17 protein-coding genes are annotated in these 16,057 nt (G+C 64.9%); 9 read left to right on the forward strand and 8 right to left on the reverse strand.

Annotated features, from left to right (window positions below; translation table 11 throughout):
• Window positions 1-98 precede the first annotated feature (98 nt).
• Complete coding sequence (gene upp / locus ACIGGF_RS14465) at window positions 99-722, forward strand: uracil phosphoribosyltransferase (protein WP_397521974.1); 624 nt, start codon at window positions 99-101, stop codon at window positions 720-722.
• 308 nt (window positions 723-1,030) lie between these two features.
• Here the strand turns inward: upp and ACIGGF_RS14470 are convergent, their stop codons facing one another.
• Entirely contained in the window at window positions 1,031-1,840 is an 810-nt protein-coding gene (locus ACIGGF_RS14470; protein WP_397521975.1) for an ABC transporter ATP-binding protein, read from the reverse strand.
• A gap of 35 nt (window positions 1,841-1,875) precedes the next feature.
• On the opposite strand from ACIGGF_RS14470, the gene ACIGGF_RS14475 reads away from it, so the two are divergent.
• On the forward strand, window positions 1,876-3,117 hold the full coding sequence (locus tag ACIGGF_RS14475; protein ID WP_397521976.1) for an alpha-ketoacid dehydrogenase subunit beta: 1,242 nt from the start codon (window positions 1,876-1,878) through the stop codon (window positions 3,115-3,117).
• Here ACIGGF_RS14475 and ACIGGF_RS14480 read toward each other — a convergent pair.
• Window positions 3,114-4,586: an MDR family MFS transporter gene (locus ACIGGF_RS14480; RefSeq protein ID WP_397521977.1), complete on the reverse strand. Its 1,473-nt coding sequence runs from the start codon at window positions 4,584-4,586 to the stop codon at window positions 3,114-3,116. The genes ACIGGF_RS14475 and ACIGGF_RS14480 overlap by 4 nt on opposite strands.
• Window positions 4,587-4,733: 147 nt before the next feature.
• Here ACIGGF_RS14480 and ACIGGF_RS14485 point away from each other — a divergent pair, with 147 nt between their 5' ends.
• Window positions 4,734-5,351, forward strand: coding sequence for a TetR/AcrR family transcriptional regulator (locus tag ACIGGF_RS14485; protein WP_397521978.1), 618 nt, complete (start codon window positions 4,734-4,736; stop codon window positions 5,349-5,351).
• Window positions 5,352-5,415: 64 nt separating this feature from the next.
• Here ACIGGF_RS14485 and ACIGGF_RS14490 read toward each other — a convergent pair whose 3' ends face one another.
• Together ACIGGF_RS14490 and ACIGGF_RS14495 are read right to left on the reverse strand one after the other, a co-directional pair.
• Window positions 5,416-6,597, reverse strand: a complete 1,182-nt coding sequence (locus ACIGGF_RS14490) for an NAD(P)/FAD-dependent oxidoreductase (RefSeq protein WP_397521979.1) — start codon at window positions 6,595-6,597, stop codon at window positions 5,416-5,418.
• Entirely contained in the window at window positions 6,594-7,085 is a 492-nt protein-coding gene (locus ACIGGF_RS14495; protein WP_397521980.1) for an Lrp/AsnC family transcriptional regulator, read from the reverse strand. Before ACIGGF_RS14495 ends, ACIGGF_RS14490 begins: the two co-directional genes overlap by 4 nt.
• A 169-nt stretch (window positions 7,086-7,254) precedes the next feature.
• Here ACIGGF_RS14495 and ACIGGF_RS14500 point away from each other — a divergent pair, with 169 nt between their 5' ends.
• Genes ACIGGF_RS14500 through ACIGGF_RS14510 form a run of 3 tightly spaced genes read left to right on the forward strand, consistent with a single transcriptional unit; the run spans window position 7,255 to window position 9,183 of the window.
• Window positions 7,255-7,827, forward strand: a complete 573-nt coding sequence (locus ACIGGF_RS14500; protein WP_397521981.1) for an antibiotic biosynthesis monooxygenase — start codon at window positions 7,255-7,257, stop codon at window positions 7,825-7,827.
• Window positions 7,828-7,873: 46 nt separating this feature from the next.
• A complete protein-coding gene (locus ACIGGF_RS14505) occupies window positions 7,874-8,641 on the forward strand; it encodes a tyrosine-protein phosphatase (protein WP_397521982.1) in 768 nt (255 codons plus the stop codon).
• Between the two features lie 17 nt (window positions 8,642-8,658).
• Window positions 8,659-9,183, forward strand: a complete 525-nt coding sequence (locus ACIGGF_RS14510) for a peroxiredoxin (RefSeq protein ID WP_397521983.1) — start codon at window positions 8,659-8,661, stop codon at window positions 9,181-9,183.
• A 24-nt stretch (window positions 9,184-9,207) separates the two neighbouring features.
• Here ACIGGF_RS14510 and ACIGGF_RS14515 read toward each other — a convergent pair whose 3' ends face one another.
• Window positions 9,208-9,330: a hypothetical protein gene (locus ACIGGF_RS14515; RefSeq protein WP_397521984.1), complete on the reverse strand. Its 123-nt coding sequence runs from the start codon at window positions 9,328-9,330 to the stop codon at window positions 9,208-9,210.
• 160 nt (window positions 9,331-9,490) lie between these two features.
• On the opposite strand from ACIGGF_RS14515, the gene ACIGGF_RS14520 reads away from it, so the two are divergent.
• A complete protein-coding gene (locus ACIGGF_RS14520; RefSeq protein WP_397521985.1) occupies window positions 9,491-10,618 on the forward strand; it encodes a class I SAM-dependent methyltransferase in 1,128 nt (375 codons plus the stop codon).
• A 3-nt stretch (window positions 10,619-10,621) separates the two neighbouring features.
• Here the strand turns inward: ACIGGF_RS14520 and ACIGGF_RS14525 are convergent, their stop codons facing one another.
• Window positions 10,622-11,047, reverse strand: coding sequence for a hypothetical protein (locus tag ACIGGF_RS14525; RefSeq protein ID WP_397521986.1), 426 nt, complete (start codon window positions 11,045-11,047; stop codon window positions 10,622-10,624).
• A gap of 198 nt (window positions 11,048-11,245) precedes the next feature.
• Between ACIGGF_RS14525 and ACIGGF_RS14530 the strand changes: the two genes are divergently transcribed.
• On the forward strand, window positions 11,246-12,091 hold the full coding sequence (locus ACIGGF_RS14530; RefSeq protein ID WP_397521987.1) for a Bax inhibitor-1/YccA family protein: 846 nt from the start codon (window positions 11,246-11,248) through the stop codon (window positions 12,089-12,091).
• Between the two features lie 61 nt (window positions 12,092-12,152).
• Here the strand turns inward: ACIGGF_RS14530 and ACIGGF_RS14535 are convergent, their stop codons facing one another.
• Window positions 12,153-13,373 carry an acetyl-CoA C-acetyltransferase gene (locus tag ACIGGF_RS14535; protein ID WP_397521988.1) on the reverse strand — a complete coding sequence of 407 codons (1,221 nt, stop codon included), beginning with the start codon at window positions 13,371-13,373 and terminating at the stop codon, window positions 12,153-12,155.
• A gap of 66 nt (window positions 13,374-13,439) precedes the next feature.
• On the reverse strand, window positions 13,440-14,453 hold the full coding sequence (locus ACIGGF_RS14540; RefSeq protein WP_397521989.1) for an SGNH/GDSL hydrolase family protein: 1,014 nt from the start codon (window positions 14,451-14,453) through the stop codon (window positions 13,440-13,442).
• 96 nt (window positions 14,454-14,549) lie between these two features.
• Between ACIGGF_RS14540 and ACIGGF_RS14545 the strand changes: the two genes are divergently transcribed.
• Entirely contained in the window at window positions 14,550-15,932 is a 1,383-nt protein-coding gene (locus ACIGGF_RS14545; protein ID WP_397521990.1) for a cystathionine beta-synthase, read from the forward strand.
• Window positions 15,933-16,057 lie beyond the last annotated feature (125 nt).

Consider the following 16,057-nt stretch of genomic DNA (forward strand, 5'->3'; position numbering starts at 1 on the left):
GGCAAAAGTTGCCGACGCTGAGGGGGCGCTTTCGGACAGTCGCCACGAGCGCGAGCCGTGTGGACGGATGGCCGATGAGGGGCCCATAATCTGCGACCATGGATACCCACGTAGTCGACCATCCCTTGACCGCAGCACTTTTGACGACGATGCGCGACGTCCACAGTGACAACGCGACCTTCCGCTCGGCGCTACGGCAGCTGACACACACGTTGGTGTACGAGGCTTTGCGGGATGCCCCGGTGGACACCTTCGAGGTCGATACGCCGGTTGCCCGCACCAGCGGCGTTCGGCTCGCGAACCCACCTCTGCTCGTGCCTGTTCTGCGGGCAGGGCTGGGCATGGTGGAACAGGCGAGTGCGCTCATTCCTCGATCCGGGGTGGGGTTCATCGGTATGGCGCGAGACGAGAAGACGCTGCAACCAGTGCCGTACCTCGAGTCGCTGCCCGCAGATCTGGCCGGCACGCCGGTGTTCGTTCTCGACCCGATGTTGGCTACGGGCGGATCCATGACCGCGACGATCGACTTGCTCGTCGCTCGCGGGGCAACCGACGTGGTGGTCGTGTGCGTCGTCGTGACTCCTGAAGGTATTGCTGCGCTGGAGAGGTCAGGACACCCCGTCCGCGTGGTGTGTGCCGCCGTCGACGACGAACTCAACGATCAAGGCATCATCGTGCCCGGACTGGGGGATGCGGGAGACCGTCAATTCGGGCCTCGTTGAACTGGTCTCGTTACCGACCGACGTACTTCGAGGTCGAGTGGCTTTGAATCACTGCAGGGCAACGGTGACCATGAGGTTTTCCATTCGGCTCAACTCGGGCCTGTGCAAACGGTGTTCGTGTCGTCCGAACGCCAGGTACGGGAGGCCGAGGACTTGCTCGGCGAGTGGTGGAGCGGGGAGCCTCGCGGGAGACGATGGTGCGGAGCTGACACGCTCGACGTCGGAGGCAATTCACACGTATGAGCGGGCCGCATGAAGGCAGGTGGCCCTGCAGACCATCGAGGTCTGCAGGGCCTTGTGCGTGGTGATCAGTCAGCGCTCGTCGTTGCTCCCAGGAGATCGCGGACAGTGTTTGCGACACTGATGAATTCGGGCTTCTCCATCGTTGCGCTGTAGTCCCGATGCACAGGGAGGTCGACGTCGAGGATGTCCACTATCCGTCCGGGCCGCGGGCTCATGACGACGACCCGGTTGGCGAGGTAGACCGCTTCGGCGACGGAGTGGGTGACGAGCATGACCGTGGTGCCGGTTTCCCGCCAGATGCGGTGCAGTTCGACGTTCATCTTCTCGCGGGTGAGAGCGTCCAGAGCTCCGAACGGCTCGTCCATGAGCAGCACCTCCGGTTCGTGCAGCAGTGCGCGGCACAGGGATACGCGCTGCTGCATGCCGCCGGACAGCTCGTGGGGGAGTGCTCCCTCGAAGCCCGTCAAACCGGTCATCTCGATGAGCTGATCGGCTTTCGCGGCCGCGGCCTTCCGGTTCATCCCGCGCATCTCACCCTGAAGCAGAATGTTCTTCCGCACCGTCCGCCATTCCAGCAGGGCAGCGCGTTGGAAGACGTAGCCGATGTTGCGCTGGGGGCCGTGCACCTCCTTGCCTGCCAGCTCCACCGAACCTCGAGAGGCACCGGTGAGGCCGGCCACCACTTTGAGGAGGGTGGACTTGCCGCAACCGGACGGCCCTGCGATGGAGACGAATTCGCCCCTGCCGACCTGGAGGTCGACGTCGGAGAGAGCGGTGACGTCACCTCGCTTGGAGGAGAACTGGACGGTCAGGTTGTCCACCGATACCGCGGTGTCGGTCATCGTCGTCGGCCGTTCACTGGTGATGGCGTTCATGATTGCGTCTCATTCCTCGTTGGAGGTGAAGCCCGTTGCTGGCCAGTGCTCGTGCGTTGGTCGACGCCGGGATCCTTACGGTCGCCGACGTCGAGGGCCGATACCGGGCAATGCGTGAGACCGTCATGACCGAGGCCCAGGCGACCGTCGATGCACTGCGTTCGGGCGCGTCGTCGCGCATTGCGACCGCGGACGCGGTGATGGACCCACTCACTGCGTACCGTCCGAGCGCCGTGGCGGCCACCGCAAGCAGCTTGCACGGTGAACCGGACGGGCAGCGTCTGACGCTCGCCGGCATGATCAACAGGACGCTGACCGACATCATGGCCGCGCGACCGGATGTGCTCGTGTTCGGCGAGGACGTGGCCGTCAAGGGTGGCGTCTACGGCGTTACCAAGGGATTGCGCAAGAGATTCGGCGCGGCAAGAGTTTTCGACACTCTGCTCGACGAGCAGACCGTGCTCGGCACCGCCCTGGGTACAGCGCTCGCCGGTTTCGTCCCGATACCCGAGATTCAGTACCTGGCGTACCTGCACAACGCAGAGGATCAACTGCGTGGTGAAGCGGCGTCGTTGAAGTTCTTCTCCGATGGGCAGTTCAGCAACGGGATGGTCGTGCGCATAGCCGGTCTGGCGTATCAACGCGGTTTCGGCGGGCATTTCCACAACGACAATGCCGTTGCGGTGCTGCGGGATATTCCGGGCATCGTCGTCGCCGTTCCCAGTTCCGCGAGCGAGGCCGCCGCGTTGCTGCGGACGTGTGTAGCGCTGGCCGTGGAAGAGGGACGCGTATGCGTGTTCCTGGAGCCGATCGCGCTATACCACCGCGTCGATCTGGAGGACGGAGACGGGGCGTTGCGGTGCGTCGACACTACCTCGGCCGAATTCGGCACCGTCGCAACACATCTCGACGGGGATGAACTGGCCATCGTCACGTTCGGTAACGGGGTGGTGATGAGTAGGCGCGCCGCGTCGAGGCTGCGTCAGCGTGGGATCGGCGTGACGGTCGTGGATCTGCGCTGGATCGTTCCGCTGCCGGTGGACGACCTTCTGAGCCGACTCGAAGGCTTCGGTCGAGTGTTGATCGCGGACGAGACACGGCACGACGGGGGAGTGGGAGAAGGCGTCGTGACCGCCCTTGTCGAGGGAGGTTACGACGGTGCCATCCGCAGGGTGTCGAGCGCGAATTCGTTCGTACCGCTCGGAGCCGCAGCCGATCTCGTCCTCCTGTCGGAAGACGAGATCGTGGCCGCGGCCGCGCACATGATCGACCTCTAGTGAACTGTTTGTGCCGAAGCTGCGACGGGCTCGACATCGGTCTCCGCTGGGGCGCGGATGAAGAACGACGCCGCCACCGCGACCAGTGATACGGCCCCGCCGTACAGGAAGGCGGTGTGAATTCCGGCCTCGGACCCACCCACTGCAGTTGCGCCGTCGGAGATTCGGGCTGCTGCGGTGTTGGACATCACCGTGACGAACAGTGCGGTACCGGCAGCACCGGCCAACTGCTGAACCGTGCTGAAGATGGCACTACCGTGCGAGTACAACTGGTTCGGTAGCGATCCCAGCGACGAGGTCATGAGCGGTGTCATGATGAGCGCGAGACCCGCCGAGAGCATCATGTGAATACCGATCACGATCGGCAATGCGGTCTGCGCGTCCAGCACGGTCATCGACCACAGTGCAGCGCTCACCACGACGGAACCGGGAATGACCAACGGACGCGGCCCGATTCGATCGAAGATGCGGCCGACGAACGGGGCGAGCAGACCCATCAGCAGACCGCCGGGGAGCAGCATCAGGCCGGTGTCGAGGGTGTCGAGTCCACGGACGTTCTGCAGGTACATCGGTAGCAGAATCAGCGCGCCGAACAGAGCCATCATCGAAATCGCGATCATGCCGAGTCCGATGCTGAAGGTGCGGGTGCGGAACGGACGCATGTCCAGCAGCGCGCCACCGCGATCCTGACGCGAGATCTGCCTCAGAACGAACACCACGAGCGCGACGGTGCCGACGACGAGCGGCAGCCATACCGGCATCACCGACTCCTCGGCCGAGTGTCCGAGGCTGCTCAGACCGTAGACGATGCCGCCGAATGCCAACGCGGACAATACGACCGATACGGGATCGAACGACGGCCGACTGGTCTCGGTCACGTTCTTCACCAGAGTCGTCCCGATTGCGAACGCGACGAGGGCGATCGGAAGTACGAGCCAGAACATCCAACGCCAGTTCAGCGAGTTCAGAATGATGCCCGAGATCGTCGGACCGACCGCGGGTGCCACGGCGATGACGATGGAGATCACGCCCATCATCGCGCCGCGCTTGTGTGCCGGAACCACAGTGAGCACCGTGGTCATCAACAACGGCAACATGATTGCGGTTCCGCTGGCCTGGGTGATGCGTCCGAGCAGGAGCAGCTCGAAGCCCGGGGCGGAGGCGGCGAGCAGAGTGCCGACGGTGAACAGCGTCATTGCCGCCACGAACACCTGACGCAGAGTGAAGCGTTGGAACAAGAAGCCGGTGATGGGAATGACCACTGCCATCGTCAGCAGAAATCCGGTGGTGAGCCACTGTGCCGTGGTCGCCGTGATGTTCAGGTCGATCATCAGGGTAGGCAGCGCCACGCTCATGATCGTCTCGTTGAGGATCATGACGAACGCCGCGATGACGAGGATGCCGATCAGCAGTTCGCTGCCCGGCGCGAGCTGCCGCTCGGATGCGTGGTCGGTGTCAGGTGTGGTCATGTGGCGAGAACTTTCCGGTATCGGTTCGAGATGGGGTGCATCGTCGACTGGAGACAGCTTGAATCAAGTTGACAGTGACTGTCAACTTGAATAAGACTGGTAAGTTGACAGCTGGTAGACGCACGAGTGGCCGATGGATGGACGACAATGAGCGAACGAGTACCGGATCTGCGAGAGCGACGTCGCCGAGAGACTCAGCTCGAGATCACCCGCGCCGCCCTCGAGCTGTTCGAGACGCAGGGCTGCGCCGCCACGACGGTCGATCAGATCGCACGCCGGGCCGGAGTGTCGGCCAGCACCTTCTTTCGTAGTTATGCATCGAAGGAAGAGTCGGTTCTCGGCCTTCCTCCGGAGTTCGAGATCCACATCGACGCCTGGCTGTCGTCGATCGCACCGGAAGACATCACCCTCGAGGCGATCGAAGCACTGTACGAGCACTCCGTCGAACGACTTTCGACTGCACCGCACGAGACGAGGGACCGTCTGCTGCGTACCCGGAGACTGATCGGACGCGACGAGCACCTGCGGGCCGCAGCTTTCGCGACCGATGCCATGACGCTGTGTCGCGTCACCGACTCGATTGCAACCAAGCTTGCCGGCCACGAATCTCGTTCCTACGCACGGTTGTTGGTCGAGGGCGCCGGAATGGCGATGCGCATCGCCTTCGACGACTGGGCCGAACGCATCGACAACGGACAGGACGCAGATCTGGTGGACATCTACCGGACCACACTGAGCGATCTGCGACGCGTCGTCTGCGGCTGACGTCGTGGTGAGTGGAACTTCGTAGTACCGGTCGAGTCTTCGTGCACGTGGCGCGGAGCGCCTCTTATCGCAAGCGGTGCGGTGTCAGGTCCGCTTCGGAGAGTCCGCGCGACGCGACGTCCACCGGAAGCGGTTCTCGGCGAACCAGAGCCGCTCCCACCCGGGCCAGGGCCGCGCAGGTCTGGATTCCGTACCCACCCTGACCGGCGCACCAGAAGAAGCCCTCGACAGTCGGATCGAATCCGACAACCGGAGTTCGATCGGGCACGAAGCTGCGCAAGCCGGCCCAGGACGATCGAACGTGCCGCGCCGTCAACGTGGTCGCCTCGCCGATGTCGTCGAACGCCCGCGCGATCTCCAACTCGTCCGGGCGGGCATCGCTGGGCTCAGTGGGTGTCTCGTCCGCAGGCGAGCACAACAGCCGGCCATTCCCCATGGTCGTTCCGCGGGCTCCACTCCTACCTTCGGGTTTGATGTAGAACTTCTCGTCGATGTCGCTCAGAGTCGCCAGGTGAGCGGTGTCGAGGTTGTCGGGTGCGGCCACCATGAACACCGAACGACGCATGGGAACGAGTCCGATGGGTTCGGCACCCGCCATGGCACCGAGGGCATCGGCCCATGCGCCCGCGGCGTCGACGACGATCGGGGCAGTGTGGGTCGACCCGTCGGTGGAGTTTGCGTGCCACAGGCCGCCCGTGCGGCGCAGTGCGCTCACGCCGGTCCCGGTGTGGACATGCCCGCCCCGTCGACGGAGTCCTCGCACGTAGCCCTGATGCAGAGCGTGTACGTCGACCTCCATCGAATGCGGTTCGTACAGAGCGCAATCGATCAATTCGGGGCGTAGCGGTGGAAAGAACGTCCGTGCGTCGGCGGGGGAGACCAGTTGTGCGTCGGGCGTCAACCGGCTGACGTCGGCGTACATTGCTTCGAGCGCGTCGCCTCGCCCGGTGGCAGCGAACTGCAGCAGTGGGCGCGGGGCGAGAAGTTCTGATCGGAAGTGCTCCGGCGGGTTCTCCAGGAATTCTCGGCTGGCCGTCGTCAGAGCCCGAATCGCGTTGTTGCCGTATGTTTCCAAGAACAGGGCGGCCGAGCGTCCGGTGGTGTGGAAGGCCAGGGTTTTCTCGCGCTCGAGCAGGGTGACTCGGTGATCGCCGGCAAGCTCGTATGCGAGTGATACACCTCCGATTCCGCCGCCGATCACGAGGACATCGGCGTGATGAGTGTCGCTATCAGATGTGGTGGTCATCGATTTCTCCCGTTCTTCGGGTCGGCGGTCCACTGCGCACCGGGGCCGACGGCCTCGTCGAAGATCAGCCAGGTTCGAGTCGAGAGTATCCCGTCGAGTCCCTGCAACTTGTCGAGCACCAGATGTCTCAGCGCCGATGTGTCGGGAGCACGCACCAGGACGAGGGCATCGAAATCACCGCCCATCAGACTGACGTGCTCGACGAACGGGAATGTGCTCAGTCGGTCGGCGACGTCGCGCCACGAATCCTGCCGAATCGACAGAGCCACGTAGGCGGACGCACCCACTCCGGCCTTCTCGTAGGCGATGCGTGCGGTGAACCCCTCGATGACGCCCTCGTCAAGGAGGCGATCGACGCGCACATAGGCGTGTGCCCGTGAGATGTGAGTCGCCTCGGCCAACGCGCGCATCGACATTCGGCCGTCGCGGCTCAGTTCGGTGACGATACGTCGGTCCACGTCGTCGAGCTCGTAGTGCATGCGTGCCATCCGTCCACTGCAGATCGTTCACGGGAGGTCTCTCTGGACAGATTGTCACACGATGGCTGTGGAAGAGCCGTAGATCCACAATCACGTCGCCGATTTGAAAGTCGGTCCACTGACGCGCACTGTGTGAAGAACAAGCAAGCGGAGACGAACCCGGGCAGGAGAGCGGCGCATGACCACGACGGACACGCTCGATCACGTCACGACCTCGGTCGCCCGGCGCGTGCGCGAGGGGTACGAAGCGGAGTTCGTCGAATGGACCGACCGCGGCATCGATCTCGTCCGAACCTTCCCCGGTTTTCTCGGTGGCGGCTGGCTGCGGAGTTCCGGTACCTCCCTGGACTATCACGTGGTGTATCGCTTCGAGACCCACGACGACCTCGACGCGTGGCTGCAGTCGGACGAACGACGGCGCTGGCTCAGCAACGGTCGGCCCATTGCCGACGACGTTGCGACACATCGACTTTCCGGCGTCGAGGGATGGTTCGAGCCACAGTCCAACCTGACCGACGCCGTTCGAGTGATCGGCGGCCCGCCGCCCCGTTGGAAGCAGGCGATCTCGATCGGTGTGGCGTTCTACGCCGTCAGCTTGCTGGTCAACATCGTCCTCACCCCGCATTTGACGGGGTTCAACGTAGCCCTGCGAACAGCGGTCGTGGTGATGATGTGCACGCCGCTGATGGTCTACGTGGTGATGCCGTTCGTCACGTCCCGGCTGCGTAGGTGGCTCGTACCGCGCGTCTAGACCCGGCCGAGCTTCTGTGCGGGCCCGGATTGGATACAGTCGGACCATGTCCGAAGCCCGCGTCCACGACCAGTTCGCTCTCGACGGGGCCTGGAACTTTCGCGACCTCGGCGGTGTTCGCACTGCCGAAGGATCGAGGGTTCGACCCGGAAGATTTTATCGCGCATCGGAACTGAGCGCGCTCACCGACAGTGGAGTGCGTGCAGTCCTGGATCTGGGGATACGCACTGTGTTCGATCTCCGTGGTGATTCGGAGATCGCCCGAAGCGGTGTCGACAGAGTTCCCGGCGATGTGCAGTCGATTGCGGTGCCGTTCTACAACGACAGCGGGGAGCGCGCGCCGCACGAGGCACCGATCCGCGACGAACAGAGTCAGGTCGACTACCTCCTGCGCGCCTACGCGTCGTTCCCGGTGCTGGACGGGGCCTCGACTGCGATCAAGCGGGTCGTCGAGGCACTCGCGGCCGGCCGAGGCGGAGTTCTGGTGCACTGCGCTGCCGGTAAGGATCGGGCCGGATGGACGGTCGCGACGGTGTTGCGCGCGGCCGGGGTGAGTGAGGACGACATCCTCGCCGACTACCTCGCCAGCAATGCAGGGGTGGAGCCGCTGCTCGCCCATGTGCGCCGGACCTGGCCGGACATCGAGGACGCTCGACTGCCGGGAGAGGCCATGTTGGGAGTCCGCGCGTCGTATCTCGAGCGCGGGATGCAGGCTGTGACGTCCGAGCACGGATCGTTCGAGGCGTATTTGCAACACCTGGGCATAGACGACGATGTGCGCGGACGGCTCGTCGCCGAGTTGGTCGAGGACTGACCGGTACCCTCTGCGTCATGCGAATCGGACAGACAGCCCCGGATTTCGAGCTCCCCGATCATCTGGGCGAAGTCCGTGCTCTCACCGATATGACGGTGTCCGGCCCGGTTGTGTTGTTCTTCTACCCCGCGGCCAACACTCCCATCTGTACCGCCGAGGCCTGCCATTTCCGGGACCTGGGAACAGAATTCGACAGATTCGGTGCGCGGCGGGTGGGGATCAGCACCGACACCAGCGACAAGAATCGGCATTTTGCCTTGCAGAGGTCCTTCGACTTCCCCGTGCTGTCCGATTCGGACGGCGCGATCGCCGAGCAGTTCGGAGTGCGACGAGGTGGTTGGTTCACCCGACGGCGTCGGCTTCTCGAGCTCGAACGCGGGCGCGCGCATGCGGCCGACCGAGGGATTTTGCGGCAACTGCTGTCCGTGAAGCGGACGACTTTCGTGATAGATCGGCACCGAGTGGTGCGGATGGTGGTGCGGAGTGAACGCGGTCATGTTCATGCGACCAAGGCGCTCGAGTACTTGCGCTACCTGTCCTGACAGCTGATCGCTGCGGTCCGAGCGTTATTCGTTCGCGCCGCTGAACAGGGCGGTGTAGACGGCAGGCTTCGAGGCTTCGGCGTGCGCATCGGTCGACGCGTCGTCGGGGTGGCTGAAGAGTGCCTCGTTCTTTTCGATGTGTTCCATTCCCCGAGCATGCCCGTGATCGACGGTAATAGCCACTCGCCGCGCGGGCTCCGCACGGTCCGCCACCCCCTCGTGCGCGTTGTGCGTAGCTCCATTGCAAACGCGCACAAGGGGTGAGCAGCAGAACGGACCCGGGTCGGCGGGGTGGGATACTCCTCGGATGCCCGACGACACTCTGTTCGACGCCCTGCGCCGCGAGCCGGACGCGGAGGCACCCAATCTGCATGCCGTCGACGCCGCGGACCGCCTGGTTCTCGATACCGTCGACGAGCAACCGGGAGTCGACAGAACGGCACCGATCGCAGTGATCGGCGATCGATACGGTGCCCTCACCCTCGGGGCCGTGGCGTTGGGGTTCGCCGATGTGCGAGTGCATCAGGATGCCGTCACGGGCGTGCGGGCTCTCGAACTGAACGCGGCGCGGGTCTCGTCGGCCGGCACGTACACCCAACACGGGCTGGGTGCGGAGTTGCTCGACGGCGTGCGCACGGTGTTGATGCAACTGCCGCGAGGACTGGCCGAACTGACCGAGATCGCCGAGCACATCGCCGCGCATGCCTCGGCGGACGTCGTCGTCCTCGCCGGCGGACGAGACAAGCACATGACCCCGGCGATGAACGACGTCCTGCGCAAGTCGTTCGAGACGGTCACGGCCGGCCGCGGCCGGCAGAAGGCCCGAGTGCTCACCGCACGCGGGGCGGTGGCGTCGGGCATGACGTATCCGGTGAGCAGACGCCTCTCGGATATCGACATGACGGTCGTAGCGCACGGTGCGGTGTTCGCGGGGGCCGGTCTCGACATCGGCACCCGATACCTGCTCGAGTACGTACCCAAGATGCTGCCGCGTGCCCGGCGCGCTGTCGATTTGGGTTGCGGCACCGGCATTCTCGCAACCGAACTGGCGCGCACTCGTCCCCAACTGGAGGTCCTCGCCACTGATAGATCTGCCGCAGCGATCGCATCTGCCGCGGCGACCGCGTCGGCGAACGGCACTCGAATCACGGTGATCGCCGACGATGCGATGTCGACTTTCGACTCTGCCTCCGTCGATCTCGTGGTCTGCAACCCTCCGTTCCACGAGGGAGCTGCCGTGCACACGGGAGGAGCAAGCACGCTGTTCGCCGCGGCGGGCCGAGTCCTGAGGCCGGGCGGACAGCTGTGGACCGTGTTCAACACCCACCTGAACTATCGACGCGAACTCGCCGACGCCGTTGGCCCCACCGACCTGATGGGGCGCAACGGCAAGTTCACCGTCGCCCGCTCGGTACGCCCGAGCGCGCAGCAGTGAGCATCAGGTGATCGGGCCGCCGTCTTCGGGCGTTCCGTCGATCTGACCCCGGTTACGTCCGCGATCCTCGACGAGGGTGCCCTCGACGATCTCGGCTTGACGCTGACCCTCCGCGTAGTCGATGTCGGGATCCTCGTCCGACTCCTCGACGACGTGATCCACCAATTCCTCGGTCAATTCTTCGTCGGGCGTCTCGACGATCGGCCGTTCGAGTTCTTCCTCGAGGGCGACGTCGGGCTCCTCCTCGCTCAGCTTGAGGTCGAGGCTCTCACCCTCGGCGGCCTCGCGAGCGGTGGTTCCGAAGCTGTTGGCCTCGCTCCACTGATCCGGGGGATCGATCACGGTGTCGCCGTCGTCGTTGCGCACCTCGTCGGAGTCGAGGCTCTCGCTTTGGTCCAATGTCTGGTCTGGTCGGTCTTCGATTGCCATGTTCTCGTAGTGCCCATTTCGATCCGGTGTCACACACAGAAGTTGTGTCCGCGTGTCGACGCCCGACCCGGTAGAGTCCGTTTTGTCCGTCGTCGAGGTTCTCCGCTCGGGAACTTTTGTCCGGATGTCATACGTTCTACTGATGACCGACGGGGAGATCCCCGGTGGGGATCAGAACTTACGAAGGGAAGAGACACGGTGCGCACCTCCAGCAACCCGGTGTTCCGCAACCTGCCCAAGCAGCAGGGCGGCGGCTATGCCACATTCGGATCTGCGACGGCTGGAGCCTCGCAGGCCGCAACCTTCGGCCAGCATCCCGGAACGCAGGCCGACCCGTACACCACGCAGCCCGCACAACGGGCCATGACCATCGACGACGTCGTCACCAAGACCGGCATCACGCTCGGTGTGTTGACCGTCACGGCGATCATCTCGTACCTGCTGGTCCAGAACAACGACGGTCTGGCCACGCCGTTCGTCATCGTCGGTGGCCTGGTCGGCTTCGGTCTGGTCATGTTCGCGACGTTCGGCCGCAAGATGGACAACAAGGCGATCGTTCTTGCCTACGCGGCGGCGGAGGGCATCTTCCTCGGAGCCCTGTCGTTCCTGTTCACCTTCAACATCCAGGGGGTCGGAGCCGGGACACTCATCTCCCAGGCCGTCCTCGGCACGTTCGGTGTGTTCTTCGGCATGCTCATCGTCTACAAGACCGGCGCAATTCGCGTCACCCCGCGTCTGACCCGCATGGTTGTCGGTGCCCTCATCGGTGTCGTCGTTCTCATGCTGGGCAACCTCGTGGCCGGCTTCTTCATGGACGGTGGCTTGGGACTGCGCGACGGTGGACCGCTGGCCATCATCTTCAGCCTCGTCTGCATCGGCATCGCGGCGTTCAGCTTCCTGCTCGATTTCGATCAGGCCGACCAGCTGATCCGTGCACAGGCACCGGAGAAGGCAGCCTGGGGCGTTGCTCTCGGCCTCACCATCACACTGGTGTGGCTGTACATCGAGATCCTGCGTCTGCTGAGCTACTTCCAGAACGACTAGTACTCACGCGAAAAGCCCCGCCACTCCTTTGGAGAGGGCGGGGCTTTTTCGTTGCCAGGGGTCAGCTGAGGCGTTCGAGCACCATGGCCATACCCATGCCGCCGCCGACGCACATGGTCTCGACGCCGAACGTCTTGTCGTGGGTGGTCAGGTTGTTCAGCAGGGTGGTGGTGATGCGCGCACCGGTCATGCCGAACGGGTGGCCGACCGCGATGGCACCGCCGGATACATTCAGCTTGTCCTCTTCGATCCCCAGGTCACGGGCAGAACCGAGGACCTGCACCGCGAAGGCCTCGTTGATCTCGAACAGGTCGATGTCGGAGATCGACATGCCGGCGATCTTCAGCGCCTTACGGGTGGCCTCGATCGGTCCGAGGCCCATGATCTCCGGAGAGGTGCCGGTGACGCCGGTGGAGACGATGCGAGCCAGCGGGGTCAGGCCCAGTTCCTTGGCCTTGGTGTCGCTCATGATGACGAGCGCTGCAGCGCCGTCGTTGAGCGGGCAGGCGTTACCGGCGGTGATGGTGCCGTTGGGCCGGAACACCGGCTTGAGCTGGCTGATCTTCTCGTACGTCGTGCCTGCGCGCGGGCCGTCGTCGGTGTTGACGACGGTGCCGTCGGGCAGGGTCACCGGGGTGATCTCCCGCTCGAAGAAGCCGGCGTTGATGGCTTCCTCGGCGCGGTTCTGGCTGCGGACGCCCCAGTGATCCTGATCCTCGCGGCTGATGCCGGTGAGGAGGGCGACGTTCTCGGCCGTCTGGCCCATCGCGATGTACGCGTCGGGCAGTTCGCCGTTCTCGCGCGGGTCGGTCCAGCTGTCCGCGCCCTCTTCCTGAGTCTTCTTGGTGCGCGCTTCGGCGTCGGCGAAGATCGGGTTGTGGCTTTCGGGAAGCGAATCGGAGCTGCCGTGGATGAAGCTCGACACGCTCTCGACACCGGCGGAGATGAAGACGTCACCCTCGCCTGCCTTGATCGCGTGCAGCGCCATCCGGGTGGTCTGCAGCGACGACGAACAGTAACGCGTGATCGTCGTTCCGGGCAGGGAGTCGTAGCCGAGCTGAACTGCGACGATGCGGGCGAGGTTGTTGCCCTGCATGCCGCCGGGCAGACCGCAGCCCAGCAGGAGGTCGTCGATATCCTTGGGGTCCAAGGACGGCACCTTGGCCAGCGCAGCAGCGACCATCTGTGCGGTGAGGTCGTCGGGACGAATGTCCTTGAGCGACCCCTTCATCGCCCTGCCGATCGGTGAGCGCGCGGTGGCGACAATGACTGCTTCTGGCATGAAATCTCCTTCGAATCGATACTGCGAATCTGCTACCGCCGGGTAGGCGATGTCTCCCGACCGAACTTACAACCCTGACGAATCGATGCGGCCACGACGTACGAGATCGTCCGACGCGGTGCTGATCTCGGCGTCGAGCTCCGCCGTTCTGCGACGGAGGAAACGATCGAGTGCGGCGGCGGCGCGGGGGATGGTCTTGCGTGATTCGGCGGCGGCCGAGACGGTCGGTAGCTCGGGCAGAGGGCCGCCGTGCCAGACGCCCAATGCGGACGCCAGTACCGGCAGGATCTGCTGGGCTGCCAATTCGTAACCTGCGGCCGACGGGTGGAAGCGGTCGGCCGAGAACATGGTGTCGGGGGCCGCGAGAAACTCGGGGGAGAGCAGATCCGCCAGCGCCACCGGATGCCCGCCCGCGCTGAGCGTCCTGGCCGTCTGGGCATGGGCCAGGCGTCGACCCCAATTGCGGACGACGGTCCGCAGTGGCTGCGGAATGGCCGTCACGACACCGAGATCGGGGCACGTGCCCACGGCTACCACGCAGCCTTTGGCTGTCAGTCGCTCCACTGCATCTCCCAGCCGGGCTGCCGAGGCCGGGATGGAGAACTTCTTGGTGACGTCGTTCGCGCCGATGAAGATCACTGCGGCGTCGGGAGGCGGCCCCGCAACGAACATCGCATCCACCTGACCTTCGAGGCCCTTGGAGGTGGCGCCGGCAATTGCTTTGGTGCTGAGACGAATTCGCTGGCCGGTCTCCTCCGCCAAGCCGCGGGCGAGCAGCACACCCGGGACTTCGTCCGCGACGGTGCAGCCCACGCCAGCCGCGGTGGAGTCGCCGAAGATCATCAGATGAATATCTGCTGAATTTCCCAGTCGCCACCGCTCGGGGGCTGCACAACCGGCGGTGTAGACCCCGTCTGCCTCGGGTGGCTTGGCGATGATCCGCCCGATGACGCCGCGCGCCGCAGCGGCCTGCCCCATCAGGTGTCGATATGCGGCCCAGGACGCAGTCCCTGCTCCAGAGCCCGCAAGTACCGTTGCGGCGCTCGCTTTAGCAGCGGTGCGCCATCCGCTCGCCGTCACAGATCGATCCCTCTCGTCGCGCCGTCCACACCATCGTAGGCGGGCGTCGGCAGCCGTGGCCGAGAGTCGATCGGCTGCGTCTGGGAAGATGTAGGCATGCGCATCGCACAGCACATCACCGAACTCATCGGCAACACCCCGTTGGTGAAGTTGTCCACCGTCGTCGGCGACGGAGCCGGCACGGTCGCGGCCAAGATCGAGTACCTCAACCCGGGTGGTTCGTCCAAGGACCGCATCGCGGTGAAGATGATCGACGCGGCCGAGGCGGCGGGCGAATTGAAGCCCGGCGGAACCATCGTCGAGCCCACGTCCGGCAACACCGGCGTCGGCCTCGCGCTCGTCGCGCAGCAGCGTGGCTACAAGTGTGTGTTCGTGTGCCCCGACAAGGTCGGTGAGGACAAGCGCAACGTTCTGCGTGCCTACGGAGCCGAGGTCGTCGTCTGCCCCACGGCCGTCGCACCCGAGGACCCCAACAGTTACTACAGCGTCTCCGATCGGCTCGTTCGCGAGATCGACGGAGCGTGGAAGCCGAATCAGTACGCCAACCCCGCCGGGCCGGCCAGTCACTACGAGACCACCGGCCCCGAGATCTGGGCGGACACCGACGGAAAGATCACGCACTTCGTCGCAGGCGTCGGCACCGGCGGCACCATCTCCGGCACCGGCAAGTACCTCAAGGAGGTCTCCGGCGGCAAGGTCAAGGTCATCGGCGTCGACCCCGAGGGCTCGGTGTACTCCGGCGGAACGGGACGCCCGTACCTCGTCGAGGGTGTCGGCGAGGACTTCTGGCCGACCGCCTACGACCCGTCCATCCCGGACGAGATTATCGCCGTGTCCGACGCCGACTCGTTCGACATGACCCGTCGCCTCGCTCGCGAGGAGGGGCTGCTGGTCGGCGGTTCGTGCGGTATGGCCGCCGTGGGCGCGATCCAGGTTGCCGAGCGCGAAGGTCCAGACGCACTGGTCGTAGTACTGCTGCCCGACGGCGGCCGCGGCTACCTCGCGAAGATCTTCAACGACTCGTGGATGTCCTCGTACGGATTCCTTCGTTCACGCCTCGATGGCAAGACGCACGAGACCTCGGTCGGCGAGGTGCTGCGCGGAAAGTCCGGCGCATTGCCGGATCTGGTGCACACCCATCCGTCCGAGACCGTGCGCGACGCCATCGAGATTCTGCGCGAGTACGGCGTCTCCCAGATGCCGGTGGTCGGCGCGGAACCGCCTGTGATGGCGGGCGAGGTTGCCGGCAGCGTCACCGAGCGCGATCTGCTCAGTGCTGTGTTCGAGGGGCGCGCTGCACTGGCCGACCCCGTAGCCAAGCACATGAGTTCGCCGTTCCCGCTGATCGGTGCCGGTGAAACCGTCTCCGACGCCACCAAGGCGCTCGGTGAATCCGATGCGCTGATGGTCGTCGAAGAAGGCAAGCCCGTCGGCGTCATCACCCGCCACGATCTGCTCGGTTTCCTCAGCAAGGCCTAGTGGTCGTGGGGGGGGTTTGGGCCCCCCGGGGCGCCAAAAAACCCCCCCCCCCCCCCCCACCCCGCAGCCCCGGGGGCCGGCCCCCCCAGGCACCAAACCACCCAAAGAAACAAACACCGAGCCCC

It is taken from the genome of Rhodococcus sp. NPDC078407 (assembly GCF_044542515.1).
Classification (GTDB): domain Bacteria; phylum Actinomycetota; class Actinomycetes; order Mycobacteriales; family Mycobacteriaceae; genus Rhodococcoides.

Coding starts and splice junctions, on each gene's coding strand:
- ACIGGF_RS14495 (WP_397521980.1), bottom strand. CDS start 7,085: ATGGCACGCATGCACTACGAGCTCGACGACGTGGACCGACGTATCGTC.
- ACIGGF_RS14490 (WP_397521979.1), bottom strand. CDS start 6,597: ATGACCACCACATCTGATAGCGACACTCATCACGCCGATGTCCTCGTG.
- ACIGGF_RS14480 (WP_397521977.1), bottom strand. CDS start 4,586: ATGACCACACCTGACACCGACCACGCATCCGAGCGGCAGCTCGCGCCG.
- ACIGGF_RS14505 (WP_397521982.1), top strand. CDS start 7,874: ATGTCCGAAGCCCGCGTCCACGACCAGTTCGCTCTCGACGGGGCCTGG.
- ACIGGF_RS14500 (WP_397521981.1), top strand. CDS start 7,255: ATGACCACGACGGACACGCTCGATCACGTCACGACCTCGGTCGCCCGG.
- ACIGGF_RS14545 (WP_397521990.1), top strand. CDS start 14,550: ATGCGCATCGCACAGCACATCACCGAACTCATCGGCAACACCCCGTTG.
- ACIGGF_RS14470 (WP_397521975.1), bottom strand. CDS start 1,840: ATGAACGCCATCACCAGTGAACGGCCGACGACGATGACCGACACCGCG.
- ACIGGF_RS14520 (WP_397521985.1), top strand. CDS start 9,491: ATGCCCGACGACACTCTGTTCGACGCCCTGCGCCGCGAGCCGGACGCG.
- ACIGGF_RS14525 (WP_397521986.1), bottom strand. CDS start 11,047: ATGGCAATCGAAGACCGACCAGACCAGACATTGGACCAAAGCGAGAGC.
- ACIGGF_RS14510 (WP_397521983.1), top strand. CDS start 8,659: ATGCGAATCGGACAGACAGCCCCGGATTTCGAGCTCCCCGATCATCTG.
- ACIGGF_RS14535 (WP_397521988.1), bottom strand. CDS start 13,373: ATGCCAGAAGCAGTCATTGTCGCCACCGCGCGCTCACCGATCGGCAGG.
- ACIGGF_RS14515 (WP_397521984.1), bottom strand. CDS start 9,330: ATGGAACACATCGAAAAGAACGAGGCACTCTTCAGCCACCCCGACGAC.
- upp (WP_397521974.1), top strand. CDS start 99: ATGGATACCCACGTAGTCGACCATCCCTTGACCGCAGCACTTTTGACG.
- ACIGGF_RS14485 (WP_397521978.1), top strand. CDS start 4,734: ATGAGCGAACGAGTACCGGATCTGCGAGAGCGACGTCGCCGAGAGACT.